At 62.8% G+C, this 23,679-nt stretch carries 27 protein-coding genes and 1 pseudogene; 19 read left to right on the top strand and 9 right to left on the bottom strand.

The genetic code is table 11. The features are described 5' to 3' along the window. A pseudogene (locus tag EOB59_RS36265) lies at positions 1 to 171 on the top strand (GGDEF domain-containing protein); the annotation flags it as partial. A gap of 62 nt (positions 172 to 233) precedes the next feature. On the opposite strand, the gene EOB59_RS13570 reads toward EOB59_RS36265, so the two are convergent. Continuing rightward, the gene (locus tag EOB59_RS13570; RefSeq protein ID WP_127408247.1) at positions 234 to 596 is read right to left on the bottom strand and encodes a hypothetical protein; all 363 of its coding nucleotides are present in this window, start codon (positions 594 to 596) and stop codon (positions 234 to 236) included. A 263-nt stretch (positions 597 to 859) separates the two neighbouring features. On the opposite strand from EOB59_RS13570, the gene EOB59_RS13565 reads away from it, so the two are divergent. The 6 genes from EOB59_RS13565 (at position 860) to EOB59_RS13540 (ending at position 5,860) form a co-directional block, all read left to right on the top strand. Continuing rightward, on the top strand, positions 860 to 1,288 hold the full coding sequence (locus tag EOB59_RS13565) for a hypothetical protein (RefSeq protein ID WP_128288550.1): 429 nt from the start codon (positions 860 to 862) through the stop codon (positions 1,286 to 1,288). A gap of 260 nt (positions 1,289 to 1,548) precedes the next feature. Next, positions 1,549 to 1,968: a succinate dehydrogenase, cytochrome b556 subunit gene (gene sdhC / locus EOB59_RS13560; RefSeq protein WP_032900823.1), complete on the top strand. Its 420-nt coding sequence runs from the start codon at positions 1,549 to 1,551 to the stop codon at positions 1,966 to 1,968. Between the two features lie 2 nt (positions 1,969 to 1,970). Then, complete coding sequence (gene sdhD, locus EOB59_RS13555) at positions 1,971 to 2,366, top strand: succinate dehydrogenase, hydrophobic membrane anchor protein (protein ID WP_127330207.1); 396 nt, start codon at positions 1,971 to 1,973, stop codon at positions 2,364 to 2,366. Between the two features lies 1 nt (position 2,367). Next, entirely contained in the window at positions 2,368 to 4,203 is a 1,836-nt protein-coding gene (gene sdhA / locus EOB59_RS13550; protein ID WP_128288549.1) for a succinate dehydrogenase flavoprotein subunit, read from the top strand. A gap of 9 nt (positions 4,204 to 4,212) precedes the next feature. Then, positions 4,213 to 4,992 (top strand): succinate dehydrogenase iron-sulfur subunit, encoded by a 780-nt coding sequence (locus EOB59_RS13545; protein WP_128288548.1) that lies wholly within the window; start codon positions 4,213 to 4,215, stop codon positions 4,990 to 4,992. 238 nt (positions 4,993 to 5,230) lie between these two features. Further along, on the top strand, positions 5,231 to 5,860 hold the full coding sequence (locus EOB59_RS13540) for a DUF480 domain-containing protein (RefSeq protein WP_128288547.1): 630 nt from the start codon (positions 5,231 to 5,233) through the stop codon (positions 5,858 to 5,860). Positions 5,861 to 5,912: 52 nt separating this feature from the next. Here the strand turns inward: EOB59_RS13540 and EOB59_RS13535 are convergent, their stop codons facing one another. Further along, on the bottom strand, positions 5,913 to 6,338 hold the full coding sequence (locus EOB59_RS13535; protein ID WP_127322672.1) for an OsmC family protein: 426 nt from the start codon (positions 6,336 to 6,338) through the stop codon (positions 5,913 to 5,915). A gap of 221 nt (positions 6,339 to 6,559) precedes the next feature. On the opposite strand from EOB59_RS13535, the gene EOB59_RS13530 reads away from it, so the two are divergent. The 3 genes from EOB59_RS13530 to EOB59_RS13520 all read left to right on the top strand — a co-directional run bounded on the left by EOB59_RS13530 (position 6,560) and on the right by EOB59_RS13520 (position 7,802). Further along, positions 6,560 to 6,781: a hypothetical protein gene (locus EOB59_RS13530; protein ID WP_128288546.1), complete on the top strand. Its 222-nt coding sequence runs from the start codon at positions 6,560 to 6,562 to the stop codon at positions 6,779 to 6,781. Continuing rightward, positions 6,778 to 7,134, top strand: coding sequence for a YciI family protein (locus EOB59_RS13525; RefSeq protein ID WP_128288545.1), 357 nt, complete (start codon positions 6,778 to 6,780; stop codon positions 7,132 to 7,134). Before EOB59_RS13530 ends, EOB59_RS13525 begins: the two co-directional genes overlap by 4 nt. Positions 7,135 to 7,274: 140 nt before the next feature. Next, positions 7,275 to 7,802: a hypothetical protein gene (locus tag EOB59_RS13520; RefSeq protein WP_127382880.1), complete on the top strand. Its 528-nt coding sequence runs from the start codon at positions 7,275 to 7,277 to the stop codon at positions 7,800 to 7,802. A gap of 183 nt (positions 7,803 to 7,985) precedes the next feature. Here the strand turns inward: EOB59_RS13520 and EOB59_RS13515 are convergent, their stop codons facing one another. Beyond that, on the bottom strand, positions 7,986 to 9,263 hold the full coding sequence (locus EOB59_RS13515) for a ubiquinone biosynthesis hydroxylase (RefSeq protein ID WP_164895643.1): 1,278 nt from the start codon (positions 9,261 to 9,263) through the stop codon (positions 7,986 to 7,988). Between the two features lie 98 nt (positions 9,264 to 9,361). Between EOB59_RS13515 and tesB the strand changes: the two genes are divergently transcribed. The 4 genes from tesB (at position 9,362) to EOB59_RS13495 (ending at position 12,776) form a co-directional block, all read left to right on the top strand. After that, entirely contained in the window at positions 9,362 to 10,237 is an 876-nt protein-coding gene (gene tesB, locus EOB59_RS13510) for an acyl-CoA thioesterase II (protein ID WP_127397385.1), read from the top strand. A 217-nt stretch (positions 10,238 to 10,454) separates the two neighbouring features. After that, positions 10,455 to 10,793 (top strand): P-II family nitrogen regulator, encoded by a 339-nt coding sequence (locus EOB59_RS13505; RefSeq protein ID WP_127397384.1) that lies wholly within the window; start codon positions 10,455 to 10,457, stop codon positions 10,791 to 10,793. A 31-nt stretch (positions 10,794 to 10,824) separates the two neighbouring features. Beyond that, the gene (locus EOB59_RS13500; RefSeq protein ID WP_127267327.1) at positions 10,825 to 12,246 is read left to right on the top strand and encodes an ammonium transporter; all 1,422 of its coding nucleotides are present in this window, start codon (positions 10,825 to 10,827) and stop codon (positions 12,244 to 12,246) included. 254 nt (positions 12,247 to 12,500) lie between these two features. Next, positions 12,501 to 12,776, top strand: a complete 276-nt coding sequence (locus EOB59_RS13495; protein ID WP_127267328.1) for a hypothetical protein — start codon at positions 12,501 to 12,503, stop codon at positions 12,774 to 12,776. 88 nt (positions 12,777 to 12,864) lie between these two features. Here EOB59_RS13495 and EOB59_RS13490 read toward each other — a convergent pair whose 3' ends face one another. Then, a complete protein-coding gene (locus tag EOB59_RS13490; RefSeq protein WP_127397383.1) occupies positions 12,865 to 13,236 on the bottom strand; it encodes a hypothetical protein in 372 nt (123 codons plus the stop codon). 204 nt (positions 13,237 to 13,440) lie between these two features. On the opposite strand from EOB59_RS13490, the gene EOB59_RS13485 reads away from it, so the two are divergent. The 3 genes from EOB59_RS13485 to EOB59_RS13475 all read left to right on the top strand — a co-directional run bounded on the left by EOB59_RS13485 (position 13,441) and on the right by EOB59_RS13475 (position 17,922). Continuing rightward, entirely contained in the window at positions 13,441 to 16,110 is a 2,670-nt protein-coding gene (locus EOB59_RS13485; RefSeq protein WP_127808723.1) for a DNA translocase FtsK, read from the top strand. A gap of 151 nt (positions 16,111 to 16,261) precedes the next feature. Continuing rightward, entirely contained in the window at positions 16,262 to 16,945 is a 684-nt protein-coding gene (locus EOB59_RS13480; RefSeq protein WP_127267333.1) for an outer membrane lipoprotein carrier protein LolA, read from the top strand. 170 nt (positions 16,946 to 17,115) lie between these two features. Beyond that, positions 17,116 to 17,922: an exodeoxyribonuclease III gene (locus EOB59_RS13475; protein WP_127267331.1), complete on the top strand. Its 807-nt coding sequence runs from the start codon at positions 17,116 to 17,118 to the stop codon at positions 17,920 to 17,922. Positions 17,923 to 18,050: 128 nt separating this feature from the next. Here the strand turns inward: EOB59_RS13475 and EOB59_RS13470 are convergent, their stop codons facing one another. From EOB59_RS13470 to EOB59_RS13455, 4 genes are all read right to left on the bottom strand, one after another. After that, complete coding sequence (locus tag EOB59_RS13470; RefSeq protein ID WP_128288543.1) at positions 18,051 to 18,725, bottom strand: hypothetical protein; 675 nt, start codon at positions 18,723 to 18,725, stop codon at positions 18,051 to 18,053. Positions 18,726 to 18,966: 241 nt separating this feature from the next. Beyond that, positions 18,967 to 20,034: a glycosyltransferase family 9 protein gene (locus EOB59_RS13465; protein WP_164895642.1), complete on the bottom strand. Its 1,068-nt coding sequence runs from the start codon at positions 20,032 to 20,034 to the stop codon at positions 18,967 to 18,969. A 255-nt stretch (positions 20,035 to 20,289) separates the two neighbouring features. Beyond that, positions 20,290 to 20,745, bottom strand: a complete 456-nt coding sequence (locus EOB59_RS13460) for a cyclic nucleotide-binding domain-containing protein (RefSeq protein ID WP_023811239.1) — start codon at positions 20,743 to 20,745, stop codon at positions 20,290 to 20,292. A 120-nt stretch (positions 20,746 to 20,865) separates the two neighbouring features. After that, positions 20,866 to 21,549 (bottom strand): response regulator transcription factor, encoded by a 684-nt coding sequence (locus EOB59_RS13455; RefSeq protein WP_013528898.1) that lies wholly within the window; start codon positions 21,547 to 21,549, stop codon positions 20,866 to 20,868. A 144-nt stretch (positions 21,550 to 21,693) separates the two neighbouring features. On the opposite strand from EOB59_RS13455, the gene EOB59_RS13450 reads away from it, so the two are divergent. Further along, positions 21,694 to 22,230: a L,D-transpeptidase gene (locus tag EOB59_RS13450; RefSeq protein ID WP_174800339.1), complete on the top strand. Its 537-nt coding sequence runs from the start codon at positions 21,694 to 21,696 to the stop codon at positions 22,228 to 22,230. Between the two features lie 70 nt (positions 22,231 to 22,300). On the opposite strand, the gene EOB59_RS13445 is transcribed toward EOB59_RS13450, so the two are convergent. Beyond that, entirely contained in the window at positions 22,301 to 22,567 is a 267-nt protein-coding gene (locus EOB59_RS13445) for a hypothetical protein (RefSeq protein WP_128288542.1), read from the bottom strand. A gap of 131 nt (positions 22,568 to 22,698) precedes the next feature. Between EOB59_RS13445 and gcvA the strand changes: the two genes are divergently transcribed. Beyond that, positions 22,699 to 23,634, top strand: a complete 936-nt coding sequence (gene gcvA, locus EOB59_RS13440) for a transcriptional regulator GcvA (protein ID WP_128288541.1) — start codon at positions 22,699 to 22,701, stop codon at positions 23,632 to 23,634. Positions 23,635 to 23,679 lie beyond the last annotated feature (45 nt).

The raw sequence follows: 23,679 nt of genomic DNA, 5'->3' as shown, positions 1-23,679 counted from the left end.
GTCGCCGAACTTCATCCGAGCGAAGACTTTGCCGATCTGATGCGGCGCGCCGACCAGGCGCTCTATCAGGCGAAGAATGCCGGGCGCGATTGTGTGCGCGTCTCCGCCGGGCCGGCCGGCAACTGGTCGTCAGCCGGAATGGAAGCCAGAGCAATTTCAGGAAAAGTGTGAAACGGTTTTCCCGGGAAAGCGCATAGCGCTTTCCCTTGGGAAATTGCGTCCAAACAAAGTGTCTAGCGGCAGGGGCTGAGCTCGGGCATCTCGCCGTCGGAGAGACCGTACATATAGGAGCGGCCCTTCACCAGCACCGGCGGCCGGTAGCAATCGCTGTATCCGCTGATTTCGTCGGCTTCGTTCTCGTAGATCACCTTGGGCTGGCCGGCGCTGGTGTAGTCGGATAGCTGCTTGGCCAGCTTGCCTTCGCCGACGATGATGCGCTTGTAGCCGGCGGCGCTGTCGATAACGAGATTGCCGAAGGAATCAGCGTAGACGCGATCCTGATGCCGGGCGCCGGCGAGCGCTGGCGCTGCAAGGGCAACGACCGATGCCGCCACGATGAGCGCCGCAAGGCGCGATCTGCCTGAATTCGAACGCATGGCGTCCTCCGTGTCCTGAGGGAAAGCCTCCTCGAATCAGAAATTAACGTTTTCTTAACCTTTGTTAAGAGGCCGGCGCGTTTGGCGGCGATGTCTCGGTAAACATGGTTAATATCCGTTAATATCCGACTGGATGGAAAACCCGGTGGTCATCATTCGGCCATGCTTGGCCGCACCATCGCGGCTGGTGTCCGTCTCGGCGTCGGGATGACCTTGATCTTGGCAAAGCATCGCGGCTGGTTTGCCGCGCGGGAGGACAGCATATGGCGCTACGCCGGCCGATTTGGGCGTCCGTTTTCCCGTTGCTCGGGGTCGTCGCTGGCTGTGTGCCACAGGACGGCGCGCCGAAGGCGGCCAATACCGTCGTCGTCTCACCTGCGCCGGCTCAGCAGTCCGTCGCAGCCGCGGCGCCTCCGGCAGCTGCAACCAAGATCATCACCAACCTTACCGCGCCGCGATCCGGCATAGGCACGGCCACCTACCGATGCGGCAACAACGGTATGATCTCCATCCAAAATCTAGGCACGTCGTTGCGTGTGGTCGGGTCCGATGGCGCGACCGAGGAGTTTGCGGCGTCGCCCGCCAACCAGAGCAGCCGCTACCAGGCGGCCACGCATGACGCAATCGTGATCGACGGACGCGAGGCGCTGGTGATGAAGAAGGGGTCGACGCCGCAGACCTGCAAACGCTAGGGCTAATCTCAACACCGCCGGGCCCTTGGGCCAGACATGTTGCACTGCAGCGATATCGAGCCGGCTTCGGGCCTCCCGGCCTAATCGATTGAAGCCTAAGCCGGCCTTTTAGTCAGACTAAATTACGTTTTCGAAACGGTTTTCTGGCTTTGACGCGGTGCAAAAAGAGCATTAGAAACCGGCTGTCCGAAGTCGCAACCGGAAGCGGCAATGCCGCATTTCCACCTGAGGCTCCAGAGAGACGCCGAACTGGGGGAGCCATGAGCAAATCACCAGCCACCCGCGAATTTGCCAGACGTGAACGGCCGATTTCGCCGCACCTCACCGTGTACCGGCCGCCGATCACCATGACGATGTCGATCATTCACCGCATCACCGGTGGCGCGCTGTATTTCGGCACGCTGCTGGTCGCCCTGTGGCTGATGGCGGCGGCAAGCTCGCAGGCGACCTTCGATTGGGCCAATTGGGCCTTCGGCACCTGGCTCGGCCGGCTCATCCTGTTCGGCTACACCTGGGCGCTGATGCACCATATGCTGGGTGGCGTGCGTCATCTGGTCTGGGACACCGGCGCCGGCCTCGAGAAGCATACCGCCTCGAAGATCGCCTGGGCGACGCTGGCCGGCTCGATCCTGCTCACGCTGCTGATCTGGATCGCCGGCTATATGGCGCGGGGAGCCTGACCATGAGCGGCAAAAACACCGACATGCGCACGCCGCTGGCGAAGGTCCGCGGCCTCGGCTCCGCTCGCGAGGGCACCGGGCATTTCTGGCGCCAGCGCCTGACCGCGATCGCCAATATCCCGCTGATCCTGTTCTTCGTCGGCTTCCTGATCGCGCTCAACGGCGCCGACTACGCACATGTGCGGGCAGCTCTTGCCAACCCGTTCGTCGCGCTGGTGATGGCCCTGGTGCTTATTTCCGGGCTTACCCATATGCGGCTCGGCATGCAGGTGATCATCGAGGATTACGTGCATGGCGAAGGCATGAAGCTGGCGCTGATCGCGCTCAATACATTTTTCACCATAGCGGTCGGCGTCGCCTCGATCTTCGCCCTGCTCAAGCTGGCATTCGGAGGCTGAGTTGGCCAAGGACGCGAAACAAGCCAACACGGCAGGCTATACCTTTGTCGACCACAAGTTCGACGTGGTGGTCGTTGGCGCCGGCGGCGCCGGCCTGCGCGCCACGCTCGGCATGGCCGAACAGGGCCTGCGCACCGCCTGCATCAGCAAGGTGTTCCCGACCCGCTCGCACACGGTGGCGGCGCAAGGCGGCATTGCCGCCTCGCTGTCCAACATGGGTCCCGATTCCTGGCAGTGGCACATGTACGACACCGTCAAGGGCTCGGACTGGCTGGGCGATGTCGACGCCATGGAATATCTGGTGCGCGAAGCGCCGGCCGCGGTCTACGAGCTCGAACATTACGGCGTGCCGTTTTCGCGCACCGAAGAGGGCAAGATCTACCAGCGGCCGTTCGGCGGCCACATGATGAACTATGGCGAAGGCCCGCCGGTGCAGCGCACCTGTGCCGCCGCCGACCGCACCGGCCATGCCATCCTGCACACGCTTTACGGCCAGTCGCTGAAGAACAACGCGCAGTTCTTCATCGAGTATTTCGCGCTCGACCTGATCATGGAGCCGGGCGGCACCTGCACCGGCGTTCTCGCCTGGAACCTGGATGACGGCACCATCCACCGCTTCTCGGCCAAGATGGTGGTGCTGGCGACCGGCGGCTATGGACGCACCTATTTTTCGGCCACCTCGGCGCACACCTGCACCGGCGACGGCGGCGGCATGGCCGCGCGTGCCGGCTTTCCGCTGCAGGACATGGAGTTCGTGCAATTCCACCCGACCGGCATCTATGGCGCCGGCTGCCTGATCACCGAGGGTGCGCGCGGCGAGGGTGGCTATCTCGTCAATTCCGAGGGTGAGCGCTTCATGGAGCGCTATGCGCCGTCAGCCAAGGACCTTGCCTCGCGCGACGTTGTCTCGCGCTGCATGACGCTGGAAATCCGCGAGGGTCGCGGCGTCGGCAAGAACAAGGACCACATCTTCCTGCATCTCGACCATCTCGATCCCGCCGTCCTGCATGAGCGGCTGCCGGGCATTTCGGAATCGGCCAAGATCTTTGCCGGTGTCGACCTGACCAAGGAGCCGATTCCGGTGCTGCCCACGGTCCACTACAATATGGGCGGCGTGCCGACCAATTACTGGGGCGAGGTGCTCAATCCGACGGCGCTCAATCCAGACCAGGTGTCGCCCGGATTGATGGCTGTCGGCGAAGCCGGCTGCGCCTCAGTGCATGGTGCCAATCGGCTCGGTTCGAATTCGCTGATCGATCTTGTGGTGTTCGGCCGCGCGGCCGCGATCCGCGCCGGCCAGGTCATCGACCGCAAGTCGGCGATCCCTTCGCCCAACGAAGCCTCGGTCGAAAAGATCATGGACCGCTTCGACCGGCTGCGCCACGCCAATGGCTCGACGCCGACGGCCAGCTTGCGTGAAAAGATGCAGAAGGCGATGCAGGAAGACGCGGCCGTATTCCGCACGCAGGAGTCCCTCGAAAGCGGCTGCAAGCGCGTTTCGCAGATCTGGGGCGAGTTGAAGGACATCAAAGTGTCCGACCGCTCGATGATCTGGAACTCCGATCTGGTCGAGACGCTGGAGCTGGAAAACCTGATGGCCAATGCCATCACCACGGTCTACAGCGCCGAGGCGCGCAAGGAGAGCCGTGGCGCACACGCACGCGAGGACTTTTCGGCGCGCGACGACGCTGTCTGGCGCAAGCACACGCTGGCCAGGCTCAGCGAAGACGGCAAGGTGACGCTCTCCTACCGGCCGGTGCACACCGAGCCGCAGCTGGCTGAAAAGGACGGCGGCATCAGCCTCGCCAAGATCGCGCCCAAGGCCCGGGTGTATTGAGGATCGAACATGGTTGAACTCACGCTCCCCAAGAATTCGCAGATCAAGCCGGGGAAGACCTGGCCAAAGCCGGAGGGCGCCACCAATCTGCGGGAATACCGCATCTATCGCTGGTCGCCGGACGATGACGAGAACCCGCGCATCGACACCTATTTCGTCGACATGGACGATTGCGGCCCGATGGTGCTCGACGCGCTGCTGTGGATCAAGAACAAGATCGACCCGACGCTGACCTTGCGGCGTTCCTGCCGCGAAGGCATTTGCGGCTCCTGCGCCATGAACATCGACGGTTCCAACACGCTCGCCTGCACCAAGGGCTGCGACGACATTTCCGGCGCGGTAAAAGTCTACCCGCTGCCGCATATGCAGGTGGTCAAGGATCTTGTGCCCGACCTCACCAATTTCTATGCCCAGCATGCCTCGATCCAGCCTTGGCTGAAGACGGTGTCGCCGGAACCGGCCAAGGAGTGGCTGCAGAGCCACGAGGACCGCGAGAAACTCGACGGGCTCTACGAATGCATATTGTGCGCCTGCTGCTCGACCTCGTGCCCGAGCTACTGGTGGAACGACGACCGCTATCTCGGCCCGGCAACGCTTCTGCAGGCCTATCGCTGGCTGATCGATAGCCGCGACGAGGCCACCGGTGAGCGGCTCGACAACCTCGAAGACCCGTTCCGGCTCTATCGCTGCCACACCATCATGAACTGCGCGCAGACCTGCCCGAAAGGCCTCAACCCGGCCAAGGCGATCGCCGAGATCAAGAAGATGATGGTGGAGAGACGGGTCTAGGCGGAGCGGATTTGCTGCAAACCTCGGATGTAGCGATCCGTAGCGGCCCCCCTCTGTCCTGCCGGACATCTCCCCCACGTGGAGGGAGATTGGCTGTCATCGCGGCTTTAGCCAATCTCAAAGGTTGAAGGATGATGCGCGCTCGGCGAAGCTGTCGATCTCCCCCCACGTGGGGGCGCTGTCCCGCAGGACAGAGGGGGGGCGCTGTCCCGCCGGCCTCAGAAAGGATTTTAGTCCAATGAGCGACGATCTTCCCATCCTCTCTCCCAGCGAAGCCCGCATCCTCGGCTGCCTGATCGAGAAGAAGGAGCTGACGCCGGATGTCTATCCGCTGACGCTCAACGCAGCACTGGCCGCTGCCAACCAGAAGACGGCGCGCGAGCCGGTGATGGCGCTGGAGCAGACCGAGGTGCACCGGGGGCTGAAGCTGCTCGAACAAAAGGGACTGGTGCGGCAGATGTTCGGCTCGCGCGTCGAGCGCTACGAGCACCAGATGGCGCAGCGCTTCTCGCTGACCACGCCGCAGACCGCTTTGATCGGCCTGCTGTTGCTGCGCGGGCCGCAGACGGCCCATGAACTGCTGGCGCGCGGCGAGCGCATGGCACGGTTTTCGTCGATCGAAGATCTGCGCGCCGAACTCGACATGCTGATCGGCCGTCGACCGCCACTCATCCAGGAAATCCCGCGCGGACCAGGCCAGCGCGAGGACCGCTACGTTCATCTCCTCAGCGGCCCGGTGGACGTTGCCGCCCTTTCGGTGCAGCGAAGTGCATCGGTCCTGCCTGCTTCCGACCTGGAGGCGCGGTTGGAGGCGTTGGAGCAGGAAGACGCGGCACTGCGCGCTCGCCTGGACGCGCTGGGAGCATAGGCCGGCGCGCGCCTGGGCGTTCGCGCCGGGTCTTTACATGGATGCAGCGCTTTCAGCCGAGCCGGGCATCAAGCGATACGTTTATGGCGCCGAGCGCCTTCGAGACCGGGCATCCGGCCTTGGCCTTCTCGGCCAGCTCGGTGAATTTCGCCGCATCGATGCCGGGCACCTTGCCGACCACGGTGAGTGCGCTCCCGGTGATCCCGGTGCCTGGAACCAGCGTCACCACGGCCTTGGCGTCGAGTTCGGTGGCAGGCGTGCCGTTCTCGGCCAGGAAATGCGAGAACTGCATGGCAAAGCAGCCTGCGTGCGCCGCGGCGATCAGTTCTTCCGGATTGGTGCCGGATTTGCCGCTCTCGTCCTCGAAGCGCGCCTTGAACGAATAGGGCGTGCCCTTCAAGGTTCCGCTCTGGGTGTCGAGCGTGCCCGTGCCCTCTTTCAGATTGCCTTTCCAGACGGCGTTTGCGGTGCGGTCCATGAATTCCTCCTTGTTACAGCGGTGGCGCCGGCCAGGCGGCGTTCCTCCCAACTATAGCGCGGGCGCGAGGGAAGGCCACCGCGCTGTTTTGCGCGCGCATGCAGCACCGGCGAGCCGCACCGAATCTTTTTTGAAAAAATGTGCGTGCAAAAATGTCGACTTGCATCGGCCCCGACCGTCCTGCGGGTGACCACGGATTCTCGTGGCGGATGGAGGCTCGGATGAACAATCTGTTTTCTGCCCATTGGACAAGCACCGGCCGAAGGGCTGATCTACAAGAAAGCGACCTGCTGCATGTGCCGCCCTCCGGCTTCGGCCGGCTGCTTGCGGCAATTGCCATCATCGGCATTGCGGTCAGCCTTCTCGACCATGTTGCTGCCGGCAAGGACTCAACCGATACCGTGATCGCCTATGGTTCGTCACAGCAAGGGAGCTGGAAATGAAATATGTCTGTCTGGTCTATGGCGAAGAAAACGATCTCCACGCCATGACGCCGGAGCGTCTGGCCAAGCTCGATGCCGATTCGATGGCCCACGACCGGTCATTGGATCAGCGTGGGATGCTGATCGTCGCACAGGCGCTGCAATCGGTGAAGACGTCGAAGACGGTGCGGCGACGCCAGGGCAAGCGGCTGATCACCGACGGCCCGTTTGCCGAAACCAAGGAGCAGTTGCTCGGCTTCGTCATGATCGAGGCCGACAATCTCGACCAGGCGCTGGAGATCGCCGGCGAAATCCCGCTGGCCGAAATCGGCACCATCGAGGTGCGGGCGATCTACGATGTGCCGGGGTCATAGCCCCCGCCATGTGCTACGGCCACTCGGAAACCAAGACATTCGACTGAACGATCGTCCTGGTTCATTTCGTGCGCAACTTTTGCGTGTTGAAGCAAGGCGAGAGTTCTCCTATCGTCGCCGGGGTTCTTGGGGATTTCGACATGCCTTTCCTGATTGCTATCCTTGGCGTGATGGGCGCGGCGGCGTTCTGGTGGTACCGGATGAAGGCCATGAACGAGGCCGCGCGTGACGTTGCCGATGTCATCGGCCGGGTTCAGGGCTCCGTGCGCCGCAAGAAGCTGCGCAAGCAGGCGGCGCTGTCGCCGCTGACGGCGATCGATGATCCGGTCGTAGCGGCGGCTACGCTGATCACGTCAATCGTCTCCGAGGATGGGCCCATCCTGCCGCAGCGCGAGGCCGTCATCCGCGCGGTGATTTCCGAGATCGCCGACAAGAAGAAGACCGACGAGGCGGTGATCTATGCCAAATGGGCGGCGGCGCAAGTCGACGACGCCACCGTTGTCATCGACAAGCTGGCGCCGTTCCTGCGCGAACGTCTCGATGTCGCCGAGCGAAACGATCTGCTGCAGATGGTCAACCGCGCCGCCCAGGGCGGCGAGAAACGCCTCGAAATATCCGACCAGAGGATATTGCGGCTGCGGCAAAAGCTGGGTTTTGAGGTCAACTAGGGTGTGCTGATATTCAGGTGAGCCCGGCCTGCAAATGGCAGCTTCCTGCGCTTCCCCGTTCTACCGCGTCGCGGTAGAACTGAGCTCACGTACCCAAATGTACGCTCCGCTCCGGTTCTCGGAATCCGCCATTTTCGGCTCGGCCTGACCTGAATCTCAACACACCCCTGCCATGGCGGCGGGTCAGATCGCCTCGCCCTTCAACAGTCGCGGCGTGCTGGCGGACAGTCCCGACGCCTGCCGGATAAAAAAATCCTTCAGGCGCGGCATGCGTTCGACGAGACCGAGGCCGATGTCGCGGACGGTGCGCAGCGGGCCGATATCGTTGGAAAACAGCCGGTTCAGCGCGTCCGTGGTGACACCCATCTGCACCGTGTCGAAGCGGCGCCACTGCTGGTAGCGCTCGAGCACGTCGAGCGCGCCGATGTCCCGGCCGAGCCGGTCGGCCTCGACGATCACCTCGGCAAGGGCCGCGACATCCTTGAAGCCGAGATTGAGTCCCTGGCCGGCGATCGGGTGGATGCCGTGGGCGGCATCGCCGGCGAGCGCGATGCGGGGTGCGACGAAGGCGCGCGCAATGGTCAGGCCGAGCGGCCAGGCGCGCGGCTTGTCGGCAACGCGGATCTCGCCAAGCTTCAGGCCAAAGCGCTGCTCGAGTTCGTGTTCGAAGAGGAGATCGTCACCGGCCACCAGCTTCTCGGCGTCGGGCGTACGCTCGACCCAGACGATCGACGAGCGGTTGGTGCCGTCCTCGCCGGGCTTGAGCGGCAATGTGGCGAAGGGGCCGGCCGGCAGGAAATGCTCTTCGGCGCGACCATTATGCGGGCGTTCATGCGCCACGGTGCAGACGATGCCCGACTGGCCATATTCCCACTTCACCGTCTTGATGCCGGCCATGTCGCGCAGCTTCGAGTTGACGCCGTCGGCGGCGACCAGCAGGCGGGCCTTCAGGGTCGCGCCGTCGGCGAGATGCACTGTGATGCCGGCGCCGTTGGTCTCGAACCCCTGCACGGCGACGCCTTCGATGATGTCGATGCCGAGCTTTTCGGCGCTGGCCCGCAAGGCGCCGTTCAGCACCCTGTTGGCGACCATATGCGCAAAGGGCTCGCCCGGCGCCACTTCGCCGTCGAAGGCCAGAAAGACCGGACGCACCGGATCGGCGGTGCGCGAATCGGTGATGATCATCTCGGTGATCGCCTGCGCCTGGGGCACGATCTCGGCCCACACGCCGAGCTGGTCGAGCATGCGGCAGGCGGCGGCGGCGATGGCCGAGGCGCGGCCATCCCTTTGCCAGGCGCCAGCAGGTGCGGCATCGACGAGAGCGATGGCGAGACCCGGTCGCGCCTGCTTCAGCGACACGGCGGCGGCCAGGCCGACGTAGCCGGCGCCGGCGACCAGGACATCGAGCCCAGATACTGTTTTCGCGTTTGGCCCGGTTTTCGTGTCCGCCTTGCGTTCCATCATCTTCGCTCCTGCGCGCCGGCCGGGTCCTGCACCCTTGACTGCCTGTCCGTCCTGTCGGAAACCGCCAAAACACTTCTGCGGCGAGGGCGCGAAATATGACGGCAGCCATGGACGAGCTTCTCGGCATTCTCGACCTCGAGAAGCTGGAACACAATCTGTATCGTGGTCGCAGCCCCTTGCTCGACTGGCAGCGCGTGTTCGGCGGCCAGACCATCGCCCAGGCGCTGGTGGCGGCGCAGCGGACAGTGGATCCCGATCGGCACGTGCATTCGCTGCACGGCTATTTCATGCGGCCCGGCGACACCAAGGTGCCGATCGTCTACGAGGTCGACCGTATTCGCGACGGCGGCTCCTTCACCACGCGGCGCGTGGTGGCGGTCCAGCACGGCCAGGCGATCTTTTCGCTCGAAGCCTCGTTCCAGCAGGACGAGGTCGGTCTCGAGCACCAGGTGCCGATGCCGCAGGACGTTCCGGGGCCGGACACATTGCTGTCGCAACGCGAATTGCTGGGCAAATTCGCCGAGGCGGTGCCCGATGGCATCAAACGCTACTGGGAGCGCGACCGGCCGATCGAGATGAAGCCGGTGATGCTGAAGCATTACACCAGCCGCGAAAAGCTGGAGCCGAAGCAGAATATCTGGATCCGCACCACAGGTCCGGTGCCGGCGGACCGCGCCATCCAGGCGGCGGTGCTCGCCTATCTTTCCGACATGACGCTGCTCGACACATCGACCTTTGCGCATGGCCGCGCCATTTTCGATCGCGATATCCAGGCGGCGAGCATTGACCACGCCATGTGGTTCCATCGCAGCCATGCGCTCGACGACTGGATGCTCTACACGCAGGACAGCCCGTCGACACAGGGGTCGCGCGGCTTTACACGCGGGTCGCTGTTTGCCCGCGACGGCACGCTGATCGCCTCGGTTGCGCAGGAAGGGCTGATCCGGCTCAAGCGATCGCCTGCAGAGTAGGCATTTTTCAAAAATTGCCTAAGTTTTAGGCAGATGCATCGCTGCAGCTGTGGGCAGGTTGCGTCGGTGTGCTCTCTAATCTCTTTGTTTACAACGGGTTAACACCCTGCTTCGGCACTTGGCACGGAGCTTGAATCCTCGTGGGCACTCTCCGGCTTTTTAGGATCGGTGAAGGTGTGCAAACGCGGGGGACCGCAACAGCGAAGGGTGAAACCTTATGAAAATTGTGATGGCAATCATCAAGCCGTTCAAGCTCGACGAGGTACGCGAAGCGCTTACCGCCGTCGGCATCCAGGGCCTGACCGTCACCGAAGTCAAAGGCTACGGGCGTCAGAAAGGGCATACGGAGATCTATCGCGGGGCGGAATACGCGGTCAGCTTCCTGCCGAAGATCAAGATCGAAGTCGCCGTCAGTTCCGACATGGTGGACAAGGCTGTCGAGGCCATCTCCGCCGCCGCCAAGACCGGCCAGATCGGCGACGGCAAGATCTTCGTTTTCGGCATCGATCAGGCGGTGCGCATCCGCACCGGCGAAACAGACACCGACGCGCTCTGAGCGGCGATCACGTATTCCAATGGAGAGTTCAATGAATATTCCTTCCACCTTGAAGTCAGCGGCGCGCTCCGCGCTGCTCGGCTCGTTCGCGCTCGGAGCATTGGGCACGGTCGCCGCATTCGCGCAGGAAGCGGCTCCCGCCGCGGCCGCAGCAGCGCCAGCTTTCACCGTCGACAAGGGCGACACCACGTGGATGATGGTTTCCACCGTTCTGGTGCTGTTGATGACGGTTCCCGGTCTTGCGCTTTTCTACGGCGGCCTGGTTCGCAGCAAGAACATGCTGTCAGTGCTGATGCAGGTCTTCACCATCACCAGCGTGGTCATGATCATCTGGGTTTTCTACGGCTACAGCCTCGCCTTCACCCCGGGCAACGCCTTCGTCGGCGGCCTTTCCAAGATGTTTCTCTCCGGCGTCGATGTGACGACCCTGTCGGAAACCTTTACCAAGGGTGTCGCCATTCCTGAACTGGTGTTCGTCGTCTTCCAGATGACCTTCGCCTGCATCACGCCGGCTCTGATCGTCGGCGCCTTCGCCGAACGCGTCAAATTCTCCGCTTTGATCCTTTTCGTCATCCTGTGGGTCACTTTCATCTACTTCCCGATCGCTCATATGGTCTGGTTCTGGGGCGGCCCGAGCGCTTATAGCGATCCGACGGGCCTCATCTTCAGCTTCGGCGCCATCGACTTCGCCGGCGGCACGGTCGTTCACATCAATGCGGGCATTGCCGGCCTCGTCGGCGCGCTCATGATCGGCAAGCGCAGCGGCTACAAGAAGGATCTCATGGCGCCGCACTCGATGACGCTGACCATGGTCGGTGCTTCGCTGCTGTGGGTCGGCTGGTTTGGCTTCAACGCCGGTTCGAATCTTGAAGCGAACGCCTATGCGGTGCTGGCCATGATCAATACCTTCGTCGCCACGGCGGCGGCGGCGGTCACCTGGATCGTGCTTGAATCGCTGCTGCGCGGCAAAGCCTCCATGCTTGGTGCTGTTTCGGGTGCGGTGACCGGCCTCGTCGCCGTCACGCCCGCTGCCGGCTTTGCCGGCCCGATGGGCGCCATCGTGCTCGGCATCGTCGCCACCTTCGTCTGCTACTTCTTCGTCTCGGTGGTGAAGAACACGTTCGACTACGACGACAGCCTTGATGTCTTCGGCGTCCACTGCATCGGCGGCATCATCGGCGCGCTCGGCACAGGCATCCTGGTCAATCCTGCCCTCGGTGGCGCCGGCATTGTCGACTATTCGACGGCCGACTTTGCTGCCGGCTATGCCGGCACGGCCACCCAGCTCCTGGCGCAAGCCAAGGGTGTCCTGGTGACCCTGCTGTGGTCGGGCATCGGCAGCGCCATCCTCTACAAGATCGTCGACCTGATCATCGGCCTGCGTCCGACAGCCGACGCAGAGCGCGAAGGCCTCGACCTCACCTCGCATGGCGAAGCGGCCTACCACTCGTAAGCCCGTGCGGGACGGCATTGGCCGCCCCGCAATTCCTATCCCGTCGTGATGCTCCCGAAAGGAGTTCACGCATTGAGGCCCGGATCGCATCCGGGCCTCTTTTTTTGGCAAGTCATTCCGGCAATGCCCGCCTTGGCGCAATCACGTTCGTGTGATCAAGCTTTTTGAGGAAACAACGACCGCTCTGGTTCCGAACTGGGGGGACGATCGTCGTTCTGACGCTCGTGCCAAACAACAGGGAAGGAAACCATTTCATGAACCTCAAGAATATCTGCCTTGGAGCGCTCGCTCTTTCCATGGTCAGCGGCTTTGCATTTGCCGGCGCTCTGGATGAGCCCGACAACATGGCGCCGTTCTTCACGGATTCCGGCATGAAGACCATGAAGCCGATGGCGGATTTCAAGACCGCTTTCATGGCCATGCCGATGGAAAAGCAGGAAGCGATGAAGAAGGAATGCCAGGATGCGGCGATGAGCAAGCCGTATGCGGAATTCTGCGCCAATGTGCAGGCGCTCGGCGGCGCCAACTGATTTGTCCGGTCGGGCCGAGGCCCGATCTTTGTTCCAGACGACCAATGGCGGGCCCGGCAGTCCGCCATTGTTTCGGCAGGCGGCAGCTCTATCCGCCGGCGCCGTCGTCCATCATGGTGTTCGTCAGCGCTTCATACGCGCTGCTGCATGTCCGGGAATGCGGGCAATTCCTGACGATCAGCACAGGCGCCACTGTCAGGACCGCGGCGATCAAAACCCGCAGGCCGAGGCCTCGCACTGCAAATCCCTTGCCGAAAAGACCTCTGAACAGAAAATACAGGCCTTGTCCGAGGCAGGCTGTGGCGAGGATGTGCAGCAGCGGACCGGTCGCTCTGGCGAAGGTCGTCACATAGCCGTCCGGGAAGCCCACCATGCCGAGTTCGACGAACCAGTGCAAAGCGAGCAGCAAACTGAGCCCTGCCCAGGCCAGTGCCGCCACGCGAAGGAAGACGGGTTGCATGCCTCTACCCAAATTGGCGACCCCCCTTCGCCCACACTCGGCGCCATTCTTCGAGCAGCAAGCGGCTCAACCAGTGGTAACGAGGTTTGAGCGTCTCAACCTCTTATAGTTAATGCGCCCTTAACCTTCCCACCGATAGTCTGAGGCCCGAATCTGCCGGAATGCGCCACGCACCCGGCAAGTCCATGACAGACGGGGAAGAGCATGCGTTCAGGGGCTTCAGCACCGCTTGCGCTGGCCGATACGGGGCACGGCATCCAGGCGTTCGCGCGGCGTCAGGTCGGGCGGCTGGTCGGCGTCGGCCTGTTCGCGCTGGCCGCCTTTGGCGTTGCCAGCCTTGCCACCTGGAATGTCGCCGATCCGAGTTTTTCCCACGCGACGAACAACACCGTCACCAATGCCATGGGCTATGCGGGTGCCGTGTTCTCCGACCTGGCCATGCAGTTCTTCGGCCTCGCCGCCGTCGCGGCCCTGGTTCCGACGGTCATCTGGGGCTTCCTGCTGTTTTCCGCGCGCGGCGTCGACAGGCTGCCCAAGCGCGGGCTGTCCTGGTTCGGCTTCGCGCTGCTGGCCGCTGCGATGGTCGGCTGCGTTGTGCCGCCCAAGACCTGGCCGCTGCCCACCGGCCTCGGCGGTGTGTTTGGCGACATGGTGCTGAAGATCCCCGGCGTCGTCATCGGCGGCTATCCGACCGGGCTGATCGCCAGCATCATCGCCATCCTGCTGGCCGCACCCGCGCTGTGGCTCTTTGCCCATGGTTCGGCGCTGATCGGTCGCAAGAACGGCTTCGCCGTGATGGAGGACGAGCCCGCCGCCGATCCGCGCGAGGACGACCTTTTGTTCGACAATGACGAGGACGAAGGCGACGAGGGTATCCTGGCGCTCGGCGCCATCACCCATTGGTGGCTGTCGCTGCGCGCGTGGATGCACCGCCGTGCCTTGCGCCGCAGGCAGGAGCGGGACGAGTACGAGCCGGAGATGGAGCAGCGCTCCACAGCTTGGCGGCGCGCCGCCGAACGGGTCGAATCGGCGGAGTTTGCCGAGCAGCGGATGAGCCAGGATGGCCGCGCCCGCGTCGAGCCCGAATTCTTCGCCGCCATGGTCAATGACCGCAGCGCCTCGCTCGACCCCGACGATGCCGACATCTTCGACGACCGCTTCGACAATGCGGGCGAGGATGCCGATTTCGACGATGAACCTGTCGTGCAACGCCGCGGCGCGCCGACCGCCAGGGTGCAGCCGTTCCGCTCCGACGCAGCCACCCGCGTCGAGGCGCCGGCGGCGCGCCCCGTGCCCGGCGCCCGCGTCCAGCGCGAGGCGCAGACATCGCTGATCGGCTCGGAAAAATTCGAAATGCCGTCGCTCCACTTCCTCTCCGAGCCGAAGAACGTGGTGCGCGACGCCAGCCTGTCCAAGGACGCGCTGGAACAGAACGCCCGCCTGCTCGAAGGCGTGCTGGAGGACTTCGGCGTCAAGGGCGAGATCATCGCCGTCCGTCCCGGTCCGGTGGTCACACTCTATGAGCTCGAACCGGCGCCCGGCATCAAATCGTCACGCGTCATCGGCCTGTCCGACGACATTGCGCGCTCGATGAGCGCCATCGCCTGCCGCGTCGCCGTGGTGCCCGGCCGCAACGCCATCGGCATCGAACTGCCGAACGCCAAGCGCGAAACCGTCTATCTCAGAGAGATTCTGGCCAGCCGTGACTTCGAGACGACGAAGGCCAAGCTGGCGCTGGCGCTGGGCAAGACCATCAATGGCGAGGCGGTCATCGTCGACATCGCCAAGATGCCGCACGTGCTGGTCGCCGGCACCACCGGCTCGGGCAAGTCGGTCGCCATCAACACCATGATCCTGTCGCTGCTCTACCGGCTGAAGCCGGAAGAATGTCGGCTGATCATGATCGATCCGAAAATGCTGGAACTTTCGGTCTATGACGGCATCCCGCATCTGCTCACGCCCGTCGTCACCGATCCGAAGAAGGCCGTGGTGGCGCTGAAATGGACCGTGCGCGAGATGGAGGACCGCTACCGCAAGATGTCCAAGGTCGGCGTGCGCAACATCGACGGCTTCAACGCCCGCGTCAGCCAGGCGGACAAGAAGGGCGAGAAGATCTCGCGCACCGTGCAGACCGGCTTCGACCGCCAGACCGGCGAGGCGATCTACGAGACCGAGAACCTCGATCTCGAGCCGATGCCCTATATCGTCGTCATCATCGACGAGATGGCCGACCTGATGATGGTCGCCGGCAAGGACATCGAAGGTGCCGTGCAGCGCCTGGCGCAGATGGCGCGCGCCGCCGGCATCCATGTCATCATGGCAACGCAGCGGCCGTCGGTCGACGTCATCACCGGCACCATCAAAGCCAATTTCCCGACCCGCATCTCCTTCCAGGTGACGTCGAAGATCGACAGCCGCACCATTCTGGGCGAGCAGGGCGCCGAGCAGCTGCTCGGCATGGGCGACATGCTCTACATGGCCGGCGGCGGCCGCATCCAGCGCGTGCACGGCCCGTTCGTCGCCGATGAAGAGGTCGAGAAGATCGTCGCGCATCTGAAGCTGCAGGGCGTGCCGGAATATCTCGACGCCATCACCGAGGATGATGGCGAGGACGACGACGAGCCGTCGGGCAAGGGTGGGTCCGGTGGCGGCAACAGCAATTTCGAGGATTCCGACGATCCCTACGATCAGGCGGTCTCCGTGGTGCTGCGCGATGGCAAGGCCTCGACCAGCTATATCCAGCGCCGGCTGGGCATCGGCTATAACCGCGCCGCCTCGATCATCGAGAAGATGGAAAAGGAAGGTATCGTCGGCCCGGCCAACCATGCCGGCAAGCGCGAGATCCTGGTGCCGACCGAAGAGGACAAGTTCTGACCAGAAAGGCCGACCCTTGTGACATCCCGGTCCGGCAACCTTGAACCTTTCAAGGCGTTGAAGCGACCAAGGGACCTCTGACCCGCCAAATTTCAGCCTAACTGGGGGTCCAAGCACAGAACAACTCAGGAATCAGATGAGAGTGACCGACATGAAAAACGATCTTTCAGCGCTCAGCACATTTGCTCCATCCCGGCGTCAGTTGCTGGGCCTCGGCCTGGCGTTTGCGGGGGCGGCAGCCTTCAACGCGGTGCCCGGCTTCCAGGTGCTGGCTTCGGCGCAGGCGGCTGTGCCGACCGCTGCGCAGAAGATCGCCGACCACTTTTCCTCGGTCAAATCGATGAGCGGCGAATTCGTGCAGTTCGGCCCCAAGGGCGAGCAGACCGGCGGCAAGTTCTTCCTCGAACGACCAGGCAAGATCCGCTTCAACTACGACGGCTCTTCAAACTTCCGGGTGATTTCAGACGGCCAGTCGGTGGTCATCCTGAACAAGAGGCTCAACACGTCCGATCTCTATCCGCTGTCGAAGACACCCTTGAAGCTGCTGCTCGACAACAGGATCGATCTCTCCGGCGACCGCGTCAAAAGCGTCAAGCAGGAGGATGACCTCACCACCATCCAGCTCGCCGACAAATCGGTGTTCGGCAATTCGAAGATCACCATGATGTTCGATCCGAAAACCTTCGACTTGCGGCAGTGGACGATCACCGACGCGCAGGGCAAGGACACGACGGTGATGATCTTCAACACCAAGGAAGGCGTCAGCTTCGCGCCGGATACTTTCGCCATCGACTACACGGCGAACCGCGAACTCAACACCAACAAGGCGCGCTAGGCCAATCGCACCAATAGCTGTGGAAAGCGCCGGGTCACGCCTCAGCGGGCGTGGCCCGGCTTGTCTTTGCGACTTGCGGCTGGCAGTTTCCCGGACTGACTCCGTCGAAAGGCGTCTTCCCCGCCGGGGCCCATCGGTTCTGGTCGGTCGCACGCTGTCCTGGATTGCCAATGCCCTTCTCTATCGCCACCTGGAACATCAACTCCGTTCGCCTGCGCATGCCGATCGTCGAGCGCCTGCTCGTCGAGCATGCGCCCGACGTGCTGTGCCTGCAGGAAACCAAAGTTCCCGACGAACTGTTCCCCGAAAAGGCTTTCCGCAAGCTCGGCTACGAGCACATCGCCTTCCATGGCCAGAAGGGCTACCACGGCGTCGCAACCGTGGCGCGGCGGCCGATCGAGGTGGTCGAAAAGCGACGCTTTTGCGAGATAGAGGACAGCCGGCACCTCTCGGTGACGGTGCGGGCCGGCGGCAAGGCGATCCTGCTCCACAATTTCTACGTTCCGGCGGGCGGCGACGAACCGGATCCTGTCATCAACAGGAAGTTCAAGCACAAGCTCGACTTCGTCGCCGAGATGAATGCCATCCGGGCAGAACATGACGAGGTGTCCGGCTCGGTGCTGGTCGGCGACCTCAACATCGCCCCGCTCGAACATGACGTCTGGTCGCACAAGCAATTGCTCAACGTGGTCAGCCACACGCCGATCGAGACGGAAAATTTCGAGGCGATGCGCCGCGCCGGCGACTGGGTCGACCTGATGCGGCTCAACGTGCCGCATGAGCAGAAGCTCTACACCTGGTGGAGCTATCGCGCGCAGGATTGGGAGCTGTCCAATCGCGGCCGCCGTCTCGACCACGTCTGGTCGTCGCCAAATCTGGTGCCCAGCTTTTCCGGCTACGAGATCCTGCGTCCGGCGCGCGGCTGGGAGCGCCCGTCGGACCATGTGCCTGTCATCGCGCGGTTCGATCTGGACTAGAGCATTTCACCGTTTCATGGAAACGGCGAGCTGCTCTAACTCTTTGTAGACCCAATTCTAGACGGAAAACCGCTTCACACTTTTCCTAGAATTGCTCAAGTCTGGTCGAAAATGCCCGCGTGCGGCAGTCAGTCGGCAGAGGTGGAGTCGGCTGGATCCACCCACGGACGGCCCAATCGTGTCACCATCGCCGCGTACCCAACGGCACCTGCCGCCCAAAGGAAGATGCCAAGCTCTTTGACGACGTCTTCGGCGATGGCTGCCGCAGAACCAGGGGTGGGAAACAGATCCCCGATCTGGTCGATGGATGCCGACAGCGCGAGCAGGAAGCCTGCGGCCACAAAGACGATCGTGCCGTCGAATGTCTTCCGTCGCAGCCGAAAGAACCAGAACAACCCGGTGGCGGCGTAGACAATCATCGCAACGATCTCTGGTATCGCAACAATGGGGAGCACGTCCTCATGGATCAACAACAGGTCATCGAGCCCCAGGAACAGGGTAAGGCCGCCGAGAAACGTGCAATCCCATCGATGCGTGAGCAGGCCAGCAAACAGGGTCACCGCGCCGGAGCCGATCCACAGTGAAGCACCCAGGGACGAAATCCACCCTGTATAGAAGCCGACTTCGGCGACCGCAGATGGATCTCGATAAAAGATCCAAGCGTCCAGACCACGAATCTGCGCAACGAACAGAGCGGCTAAGAGCATCGCGACGTTAATCGCCGTCGCCGCCAGTATGACCAAGCGCCAGGCTATCGTCCATTCGCCGCCATGCTTGGTGTTCAGCGCGTTGTTCTCTGGCATTTGCTATTCTCATTGAGGACTGAGAGGAACTCCATTGGAACCAAAATGCGACAGCCGCCAGATCTGCCGCCGAGACTCCGCCTGCATGTGCCGGTGGTCACCAGGGTTGCAGCGCTTCGCCCCACCGAACCCATTGTACCATGGCGTCGATGTTCAGGTGAGGCTGGCCTGCAAATGGCCGACCTCAATCTCAACGCGCTTCGAAGCGCGACCAAATGAATTCAAGTTCAAACGGCGCGCTTCAAGTCTTCATGCATGTCGTTGTCGCGAAATTGCTGGGCTGACAGTTTGCGAGATCCGGCAGATGGGGATGGTCGCGGCGGCGCGTCGCCAGCATGCGTTGCGCCGCTTCGATGATTGTCGGCGCAGGCACATTGGCGACCAGACCGGTCGGACTGGCATGGCGGGATTCGATCACGTCCACGCAGTTCGAAAGCGGCCTCCAACGGGCCATGTTGGCGCCGCCACTGAGGATAACCATCGGCGTCATCACGGTTGCCATGAGATGTGCGGTACCGCCTTCGGCGCCGATGTAAAGATCGGCAAACTCGCCGAGCGCCAGCAAGATGTCACCGATATCGACACCTTCGATCGCGGCGGAATCGACAAGCCGCAGCTTCGGCACGCGCTGAGCCAGTTCAGCCATATCGGGACCATCGCCTGGGGTTTTCACATAGAGAAGGTTCGCCCCGTCGGCGATCAGGCTGTCGGCGATCGCTGCAACCTGATCCGCCGACATGCGCTTGCTGGCGCTGCCGTGCGCCGCGATAATGATCAACGGAGCATGCTTGCCGTCCGCAAGGCTCCTGGCCGCCGCTCGCGCGGCCGGGCCCGGCTCTAGCCGATGATCGAAAGGCAGCCGCTTGCCGGCAAGGCGTTCGATGAGGCGGTGGTAGCGCCAGGCATTGTGCCCGGGTCGTGCTTCAGGCCTTTGGCCCGGGCGCCAGGAAAGGGCGAAAGCCGGAAAGTTTGCCTCATAGGCGATGCCGCGGCCGAGCAGTGATGCCGAGGCTTGAAGCAGCCAACGCGCCGAGATGCGGAAATCGACAACGGCCAATCGCCCCTTGCCCTTGCGGTGATCGGCGACCAGGCGCGCCAGCGGCGTGCGCACATTGATCGCATCGACCAAATGGCCGGCATGGCGATTGAGGCTATGTTCAAGGGACGACGACCGGGTGGTTCCGTAGACGATGAAACTATCGGGGAATGCCGTTCTGGCGGCGCGCAAAGCCGGAATCCGGATCAATCCGTCGCCGAACGCGTCATTGCGGGAATACAAGATAATCGTCTCGTACCGCCCTGACGGCATGGCTCGCTCCCCCCAGGAGCCTGGTGGTGATGGCGCCTGCTGTGCCGGCCGCCTTCGGGGTGCTTTAGGATTTCACCTCGGGCCTGTCAACGGACCCTTGCCCCTGGATCCGGGCGTCCGGATGAACGAGCCATTGGCGATTGCCGCTCCGGCCGCAGTGCGCCACGATCAGTTCATCGCGGCCAATGTCGTTGAAAAGCGCTGCCGCGCTTCCGCCTTTGGCCGCGAAACAACAGCTTCGCAGGCGGGCAGCCTTCAGCCGGAGAAGCGCGGCGCCAGTTCCTCGATGCGGCGGATCATCGCCTGAAATTCCTCCGAGATGCGCTGGTGGAGCTTGACCGCGATCTCGGGATATTCCTCCAGGATGCGGCGGAACATCTTGCGGCTGAGCCGCATCACTTCCGAATCGATCTCGGCCGAGGCGCTGGTCAACCGGTTGGTGTCGGCGATCAACGCCAGTTCGCTAAGGATTGTGCCGGGGCCTGCCGTGCCAATCGGGATGCGTTCACCACCCTGCTCCCGGTAGAGCACGATGCGCCCACTGACGACGATATAGGCGGAATCGGCCTCGTCGTCCTCGCGATAAAGCTTGTGGTTGGCAATCAGCCTGGTGTTCTCGGCGCCAAAGGCGAGCAGGCGCAATTGTTCCTGCGTGAAGCCCTCGAAGAGCCTCACGGCGGACAGGACGCGGATGTCGTCATCCAGCGCCATCTAGCTATGTCCCCGAACCGACAGTCCGACTCCTCCTCTGCGAGTTCGATCCAAACCACCCTCCAACTGGATCGTACCCGAAAGCGGCCCCGCCCGACCGCTCATTGGATAATGAAATGTTTAAGGAACCAGCTTGTAGCCGCCGCTTTCTGTCACAAGAATTTCCGCATTGGAAGGATCGCGCTCGATCTTCTGGCGCAGCCGGTAGACATGGGTTTCCAGCGTGTGCGTGGTGACACCGGAATTGTAGCCCCATACTTCCTCGAGCAGCACGTCGCGCGTCACCACCTTCTGGTCGGCGCGATAAAGATATTTGATGATCGAGGCTTCCTTCTCCGTCAGCCGCACCTTGCCACCGCGCGGGTCAAGCAGCAGTTTCTGGCTGGGCTTGAAAGTATAAGGCCCGACCGAGAAGGTGGCGTCCTCGCTCTGCTCATGCTGGCGCAGCTGCGCCCGAATGCGCGCCAGCAGCACGGCAAAGCGGAACGGCTTCGTCACATAGTCGTTGGCGCCGGCCTCGAGGCCAAGAATCGTATCCGAATCGGTGTCGTGGCCGGTCAGCATGATGATGGGCGCCTTGTAGCCGCCCTTGCGCAGGATCTTCACCGCTTCGCGGCCATCCATGTCGGGCAGCCCGACGTCCATGATGAGCAGATCGATGAGGCCGCCGCGCGCTGCGGCGACACCTTTTGCCGCAGTCGATTCCTGCAGCACGTCGAATTCCTCGTAAAGGGATAATTGCTCGACCAGTGTGCCGCGCAGGTCATCATCATCGTCGACGATCAGTATGGTGCGTGAAGTCATGGATCAATCCGTTGTTTTGAAAAGAAAATTCAGTTGACCGCTGCCTGTTTATGCGGAAGCTGACCGGCGCAACAGCCGTTCACAGTGATTTGTTCCGTGGCACGATCATACAAGAAAAAACACGATCGCAATGCAGCCGGCGCAATTTTGCGAAAAGGGCTGCGTGTGCTGACCGTGCGGGCGAGGCCTGGGCATCCAAGCCAGGGCCTGTTGCAGGCCGGGAAAACGGTGTTTGCCTGTGCGTTGGGGCGCGGTGGCATCTCGGCCGGCAAGCGCGAAGGCGATGGCGCCACGCCGCTGGCCGCGATGCGGATATTGTCGGGGTATTTCCGGGGAGATCAGTTCTCCAGCGGCCGCAGGACCCGTCTGGCGATGACGCCGATCGGGCCCGATCTGGGCTGGTGCGAAGTGCCCGACGACCGCAACTACAACAGGCCGGTCAAGATACCCTATGGCGCCAGCCACGAACGCATGCGGCGCGACGACCGGCTCTACGACGCCTGCCTTGTGCTCGACTGGAACCTGTCGCCGCGCCGGCGCGGGCGCGGCAGCGCCATCTTCTTCCATCTGGCGCGCCCCGGCTTCACGCCGACGCAAGGCTGTGTGGCTGTCACGGCGCAAACCATGGCGCGGCTGCTGCCGCTCCTGTCGGACCGGACGGTGGTGAGGGTGGTGAGATAGTAGGGGAGTAGGCAGTAGGCAGTAGCCTACCTGTCGGCGCTGACTTAAATTTTCCTCTACTGCCTATTTCCTACTGCCTATTCCCTGACCTTCGCGGTCTCTGCCAGCCGATGTCTAGCAGGCCCAGCCGGCCAAGTTCTCTGTCCATTGCGCGAGCGACGTCACGGCGCTCGCCGCCGATATCGCGCAGTTGGCGATCGGAGAGATCCTCGACGTTCTGGTAGGTAATGTCGCGGCGGGCGAGGCGTATCGCGACCCGGGCGTGGCGCAGCCAGTCGAGGGTTTCGGCCAGCCAGGCCGGGCGGGGTGTCGATGAATTCAAAACGATGATGGACATGGTTATGATCCGTTGTCTCCGGATATCAAATCCGGCTTGATGATGTGTCCATGATAGGATCATGCCAGATTGAAATCCCTGCGAGAAACGAGTAGTCTTCTCTGGATCATCAAGTTTTATTTGAGGATAGGATGGCTCGTCTTCTACCCGGGACTCGTGCCTTGAGGACACTGGAAGCAGCGGCCCGGCACCTCAATTTCACCCGTGCGGCCGATGAGCTAGGCTTGACGCCGGCCGCCGTCAGCCATCAGATCAAGGAAATCGAGGATCAACTCGGGCTGGTGCTGTTCACACGCACCAGCCGCACGATCCGGCTCACCGAGGCGGGGACGGTGCTGTTCGACGCCTCGGCCGACGCGCTCGACCTGCTTGGCCGGGCCGTTTCGCGGGCGCAAAAGCTGGCGCGCGGCACCGCCCTTTTGAAGGTGACGCTCGACGCGCAGTTCGCGTCAAAATGGCTGATGCGACGCGTCGACGATTTTCGCAAGCATCACCCCGATATCGAATTGCGATTCGACATTGCCTATGAAGTGCGGGATTTCGAACTCGATGACATCGATGTCGGCATCCGTTTTGGCGCCGGCAAATATCCAGGCCTTCGCACCCACCGGCTGTTCGACAACATCCTCATTCCGGTGTGCAGCCCGAGCCTCTTGACGTCCGGTCCGCCGCTGCGCGAACCGCGCGATCTTTTCAACCATACGCTTGCCCATATCGAATGGTCGCGGCAAGGCGTGACATGGCCGAACTGGCGGATGTGGATGGCGGCGGCCGGCATCACTGATTTCGACGACAGCCGGACCGTCGTGTTCAAAAACTCCACGGATGCCGTCCAGGCAGCGCTCGACGGCAATGCGGTTGCGCTCGCCGATTTCGCCATGGTGGCGAACGACCTTTCCCAAGGCAGGCTGGTGCAGCCTTTCGAACTCGGCCTGCGGGTGGCGCCCGAGTTCGCCTACTTCCTGGTCTATCCCGAAAATACCGCCGCCGATCCGCGCATCGTCGCCTTTCGCGAATGGATGCTCGAGGAAGTCGCCAAGACGCGGACCACGGACAAAGGGCAGTAGGGCAGTAGGGCAGTAGGGCAGTAGGGCAGTAGGGCAGTAGGGCAG

This window comes from Mesorhizobium sp. M7A.F.Ca.MR.176.00.0.0 (assembly GCF_004023165.1).
In the GTDB taxonomy this organism is placed as follows: Bacteria; Pseudomonadota; Alphaproteobacteria; order Rhizobiales; family Rhizobiaceae; genus Mesorhizobium.
The sequence above is the reverse complement of the archived record's forward strand: the minus strand, read 5'-3'. Positions and strand labels throughout refer to the sequence as shown.

Bases quoted from the DNA above. Each gene is read 5' to 3' on its own strand.
- EOB59_RS13485 (WP_127808723.1), top strand. From the start codon at position 13,441: ATGCGTTCAGGGGCTTCAGCACCGCTTGCGCTGGCCGATACGGGGCAC.
- EOB59_RS13480 (WP_127267333.1), top strand. From the start codon at position 16,262: ATGAAAAACGATCTTTCAGCGCTCAGCACATTTGCTCCATCCCGGCGT.
- EOB59_RS13465 (WP_164895642.1), bottom strand. From the start codon at position 20,034: ATGCCGTCAGGGCGGTACGAGACGATTATCTTGTATTCCCGCAATGAC.
- EOB59_RS13530 (WP_128288546.1), top strand. From the start codon at position 6,560: ATGAACAATCTGTTTTCTGCCCATTGGACAAGCACCGGCCGAAGGGCT.
- tesB (WP_127397385.1), top strand. From the start codon at position 9,362: ATGACGGCAGCCATGGACGAGCTTCTCGGCATTCTCGACCTCGAGAAG.
- EOB59_RS13500 (WP_127267327.1), top strand. From the start codon at position 10,825: ATGAATATTCCTTCCACCTTGAAGTCAGCGGCGCGCTCCGCGCTGCTC.
- EOB59_RS13525 (WP_128288545.1), top strand. From the start codon at position 6,778: ATGAAATATGTCTGTCTGGTCTATGGCGAAGAAAACGATCTCCACGCC.
- EOB59_RS13455 (WP_013528898.1), bottom strand. From the start codon at position 21,549: ATGACTTCACGCACCATACTGATCGTCGACGATGATGATGACCTGCGC.
- EOB59_RS13505 (WP_127397384.1), top strand. From the start codon at position 10,455: ATGAAAATTGTGATGGCAATCATCAAGCCGTTCAAGCTCGACGAGGTA.
- EOB59_RS13475 (WP_127267331.1), top strand. From the start codon at position 17,116: ATGCCCTTCTCTATCGCCACCTGGAACATCAACTCCGTTCGCCTGCGC.
- EOB59_RS13490 (WP_127397383.1), bottom strand. From the start codon at position 13,236: ATGCAACCCGTCTTCCTTCGCGTGGCGGCACTGGCCTGGGCAGGGCTC.
- EOB59_RS13460 (WP_023811239.1), bottom strand. From the start codon at position 20,745: ATGGCGCTGGATGACGACATCCGCGTCCTGTCCGCCGTGAGGCTCTTC.
- EOB59_RS13565 (WP_128288550.1), top strand. From the start codon at position 860: ATGGCGCTACGCCGGCCGATTTGGGCGTCCGTTTTCCCGTTGCTCGGG.
- sdhC (WP_032900823.1), top strand. From the start codon at position 1,549: ATGAGCAAATCACCAGCCACCCGCGAATTTGCCAGACGTGAACGGCCG.
- EOB59_RS13470 (WP_128288543.1), bottom strand. From the start codon at position 18,725: ATGCCAGAGAACAACGCGCTGAACACCAAGCATGGCGGCGAATGGACG.
- EOB59_RS13535 (WP_127322672.1), bottom strand. From the start codon at position 6,338: ATGGACCGCACCGCAAACGCCGTCTGGAAAGGCAATCTGAAAGAGGGC.
- EOB59_RS13540 (WP_128288547.1), top strand. From the start codon at position 5,231: ATGAGCGACGATCTTCCCATCCTCTCTCCCAGCGAAGCCCGCATCCTC.
- EOB59_RS13515 (WP_164895643.1), bottom strand. From the start codon at position 9,263: ATGGAACGCAAGGCGGACACGAAAACCGGGCCAAACGCGAAAACAGTA.
- gcvA (WP_128288541.1), top strand. From the start codon at position 22,699: ATGGCTCGTCTTCTACCCGGGACTCGTGCCTTGAGGACACTGGAAGCA.
- EOB59_RS13495 (WP_127267328.1), top strand. From the start codon at position 12,501: ATGAACCTCAAGAATATCTGCCTTGGAGCGCTCGCTCTTTCCATGGTC.
- EOB59_RS13520 (WP_127382880.1), top strand. From the start codon at position 7,275: ATGCCTTTCCTGATTGCTATCCTTGGCGTGATGGGCGCGGCGGCGTTC.
- EOB59_RS13570 (WP_127408247.1), bottom strand. From the start codon at position 596: ATGCGTTCGAATTCAGGCAGATCGCGCCTTGCGGCGCTCATCGTGGCG.
- sdhD (WP_127330207.1), top strand. From the start codon at position 1,971: ATGAGCGGCAAAAACACCGACATGCGCACGCCGCTGGCGAAGGTCCGC.
- EOB59_RS13545 (WP_128288548.1), top strand. From the start codon at position 4,213: ATGGTTGAACTCACGCTCCCCAAGAATTCGCAGATCAAGCCGGGGAAG.
- EOB59_RS13445 (WP_128288542.1), bottom strand. From the start codon at position 22,567: ATGTCCATCATCGTTTTGAATTCATCGACACCCCGCCCGGCCTGGCTG.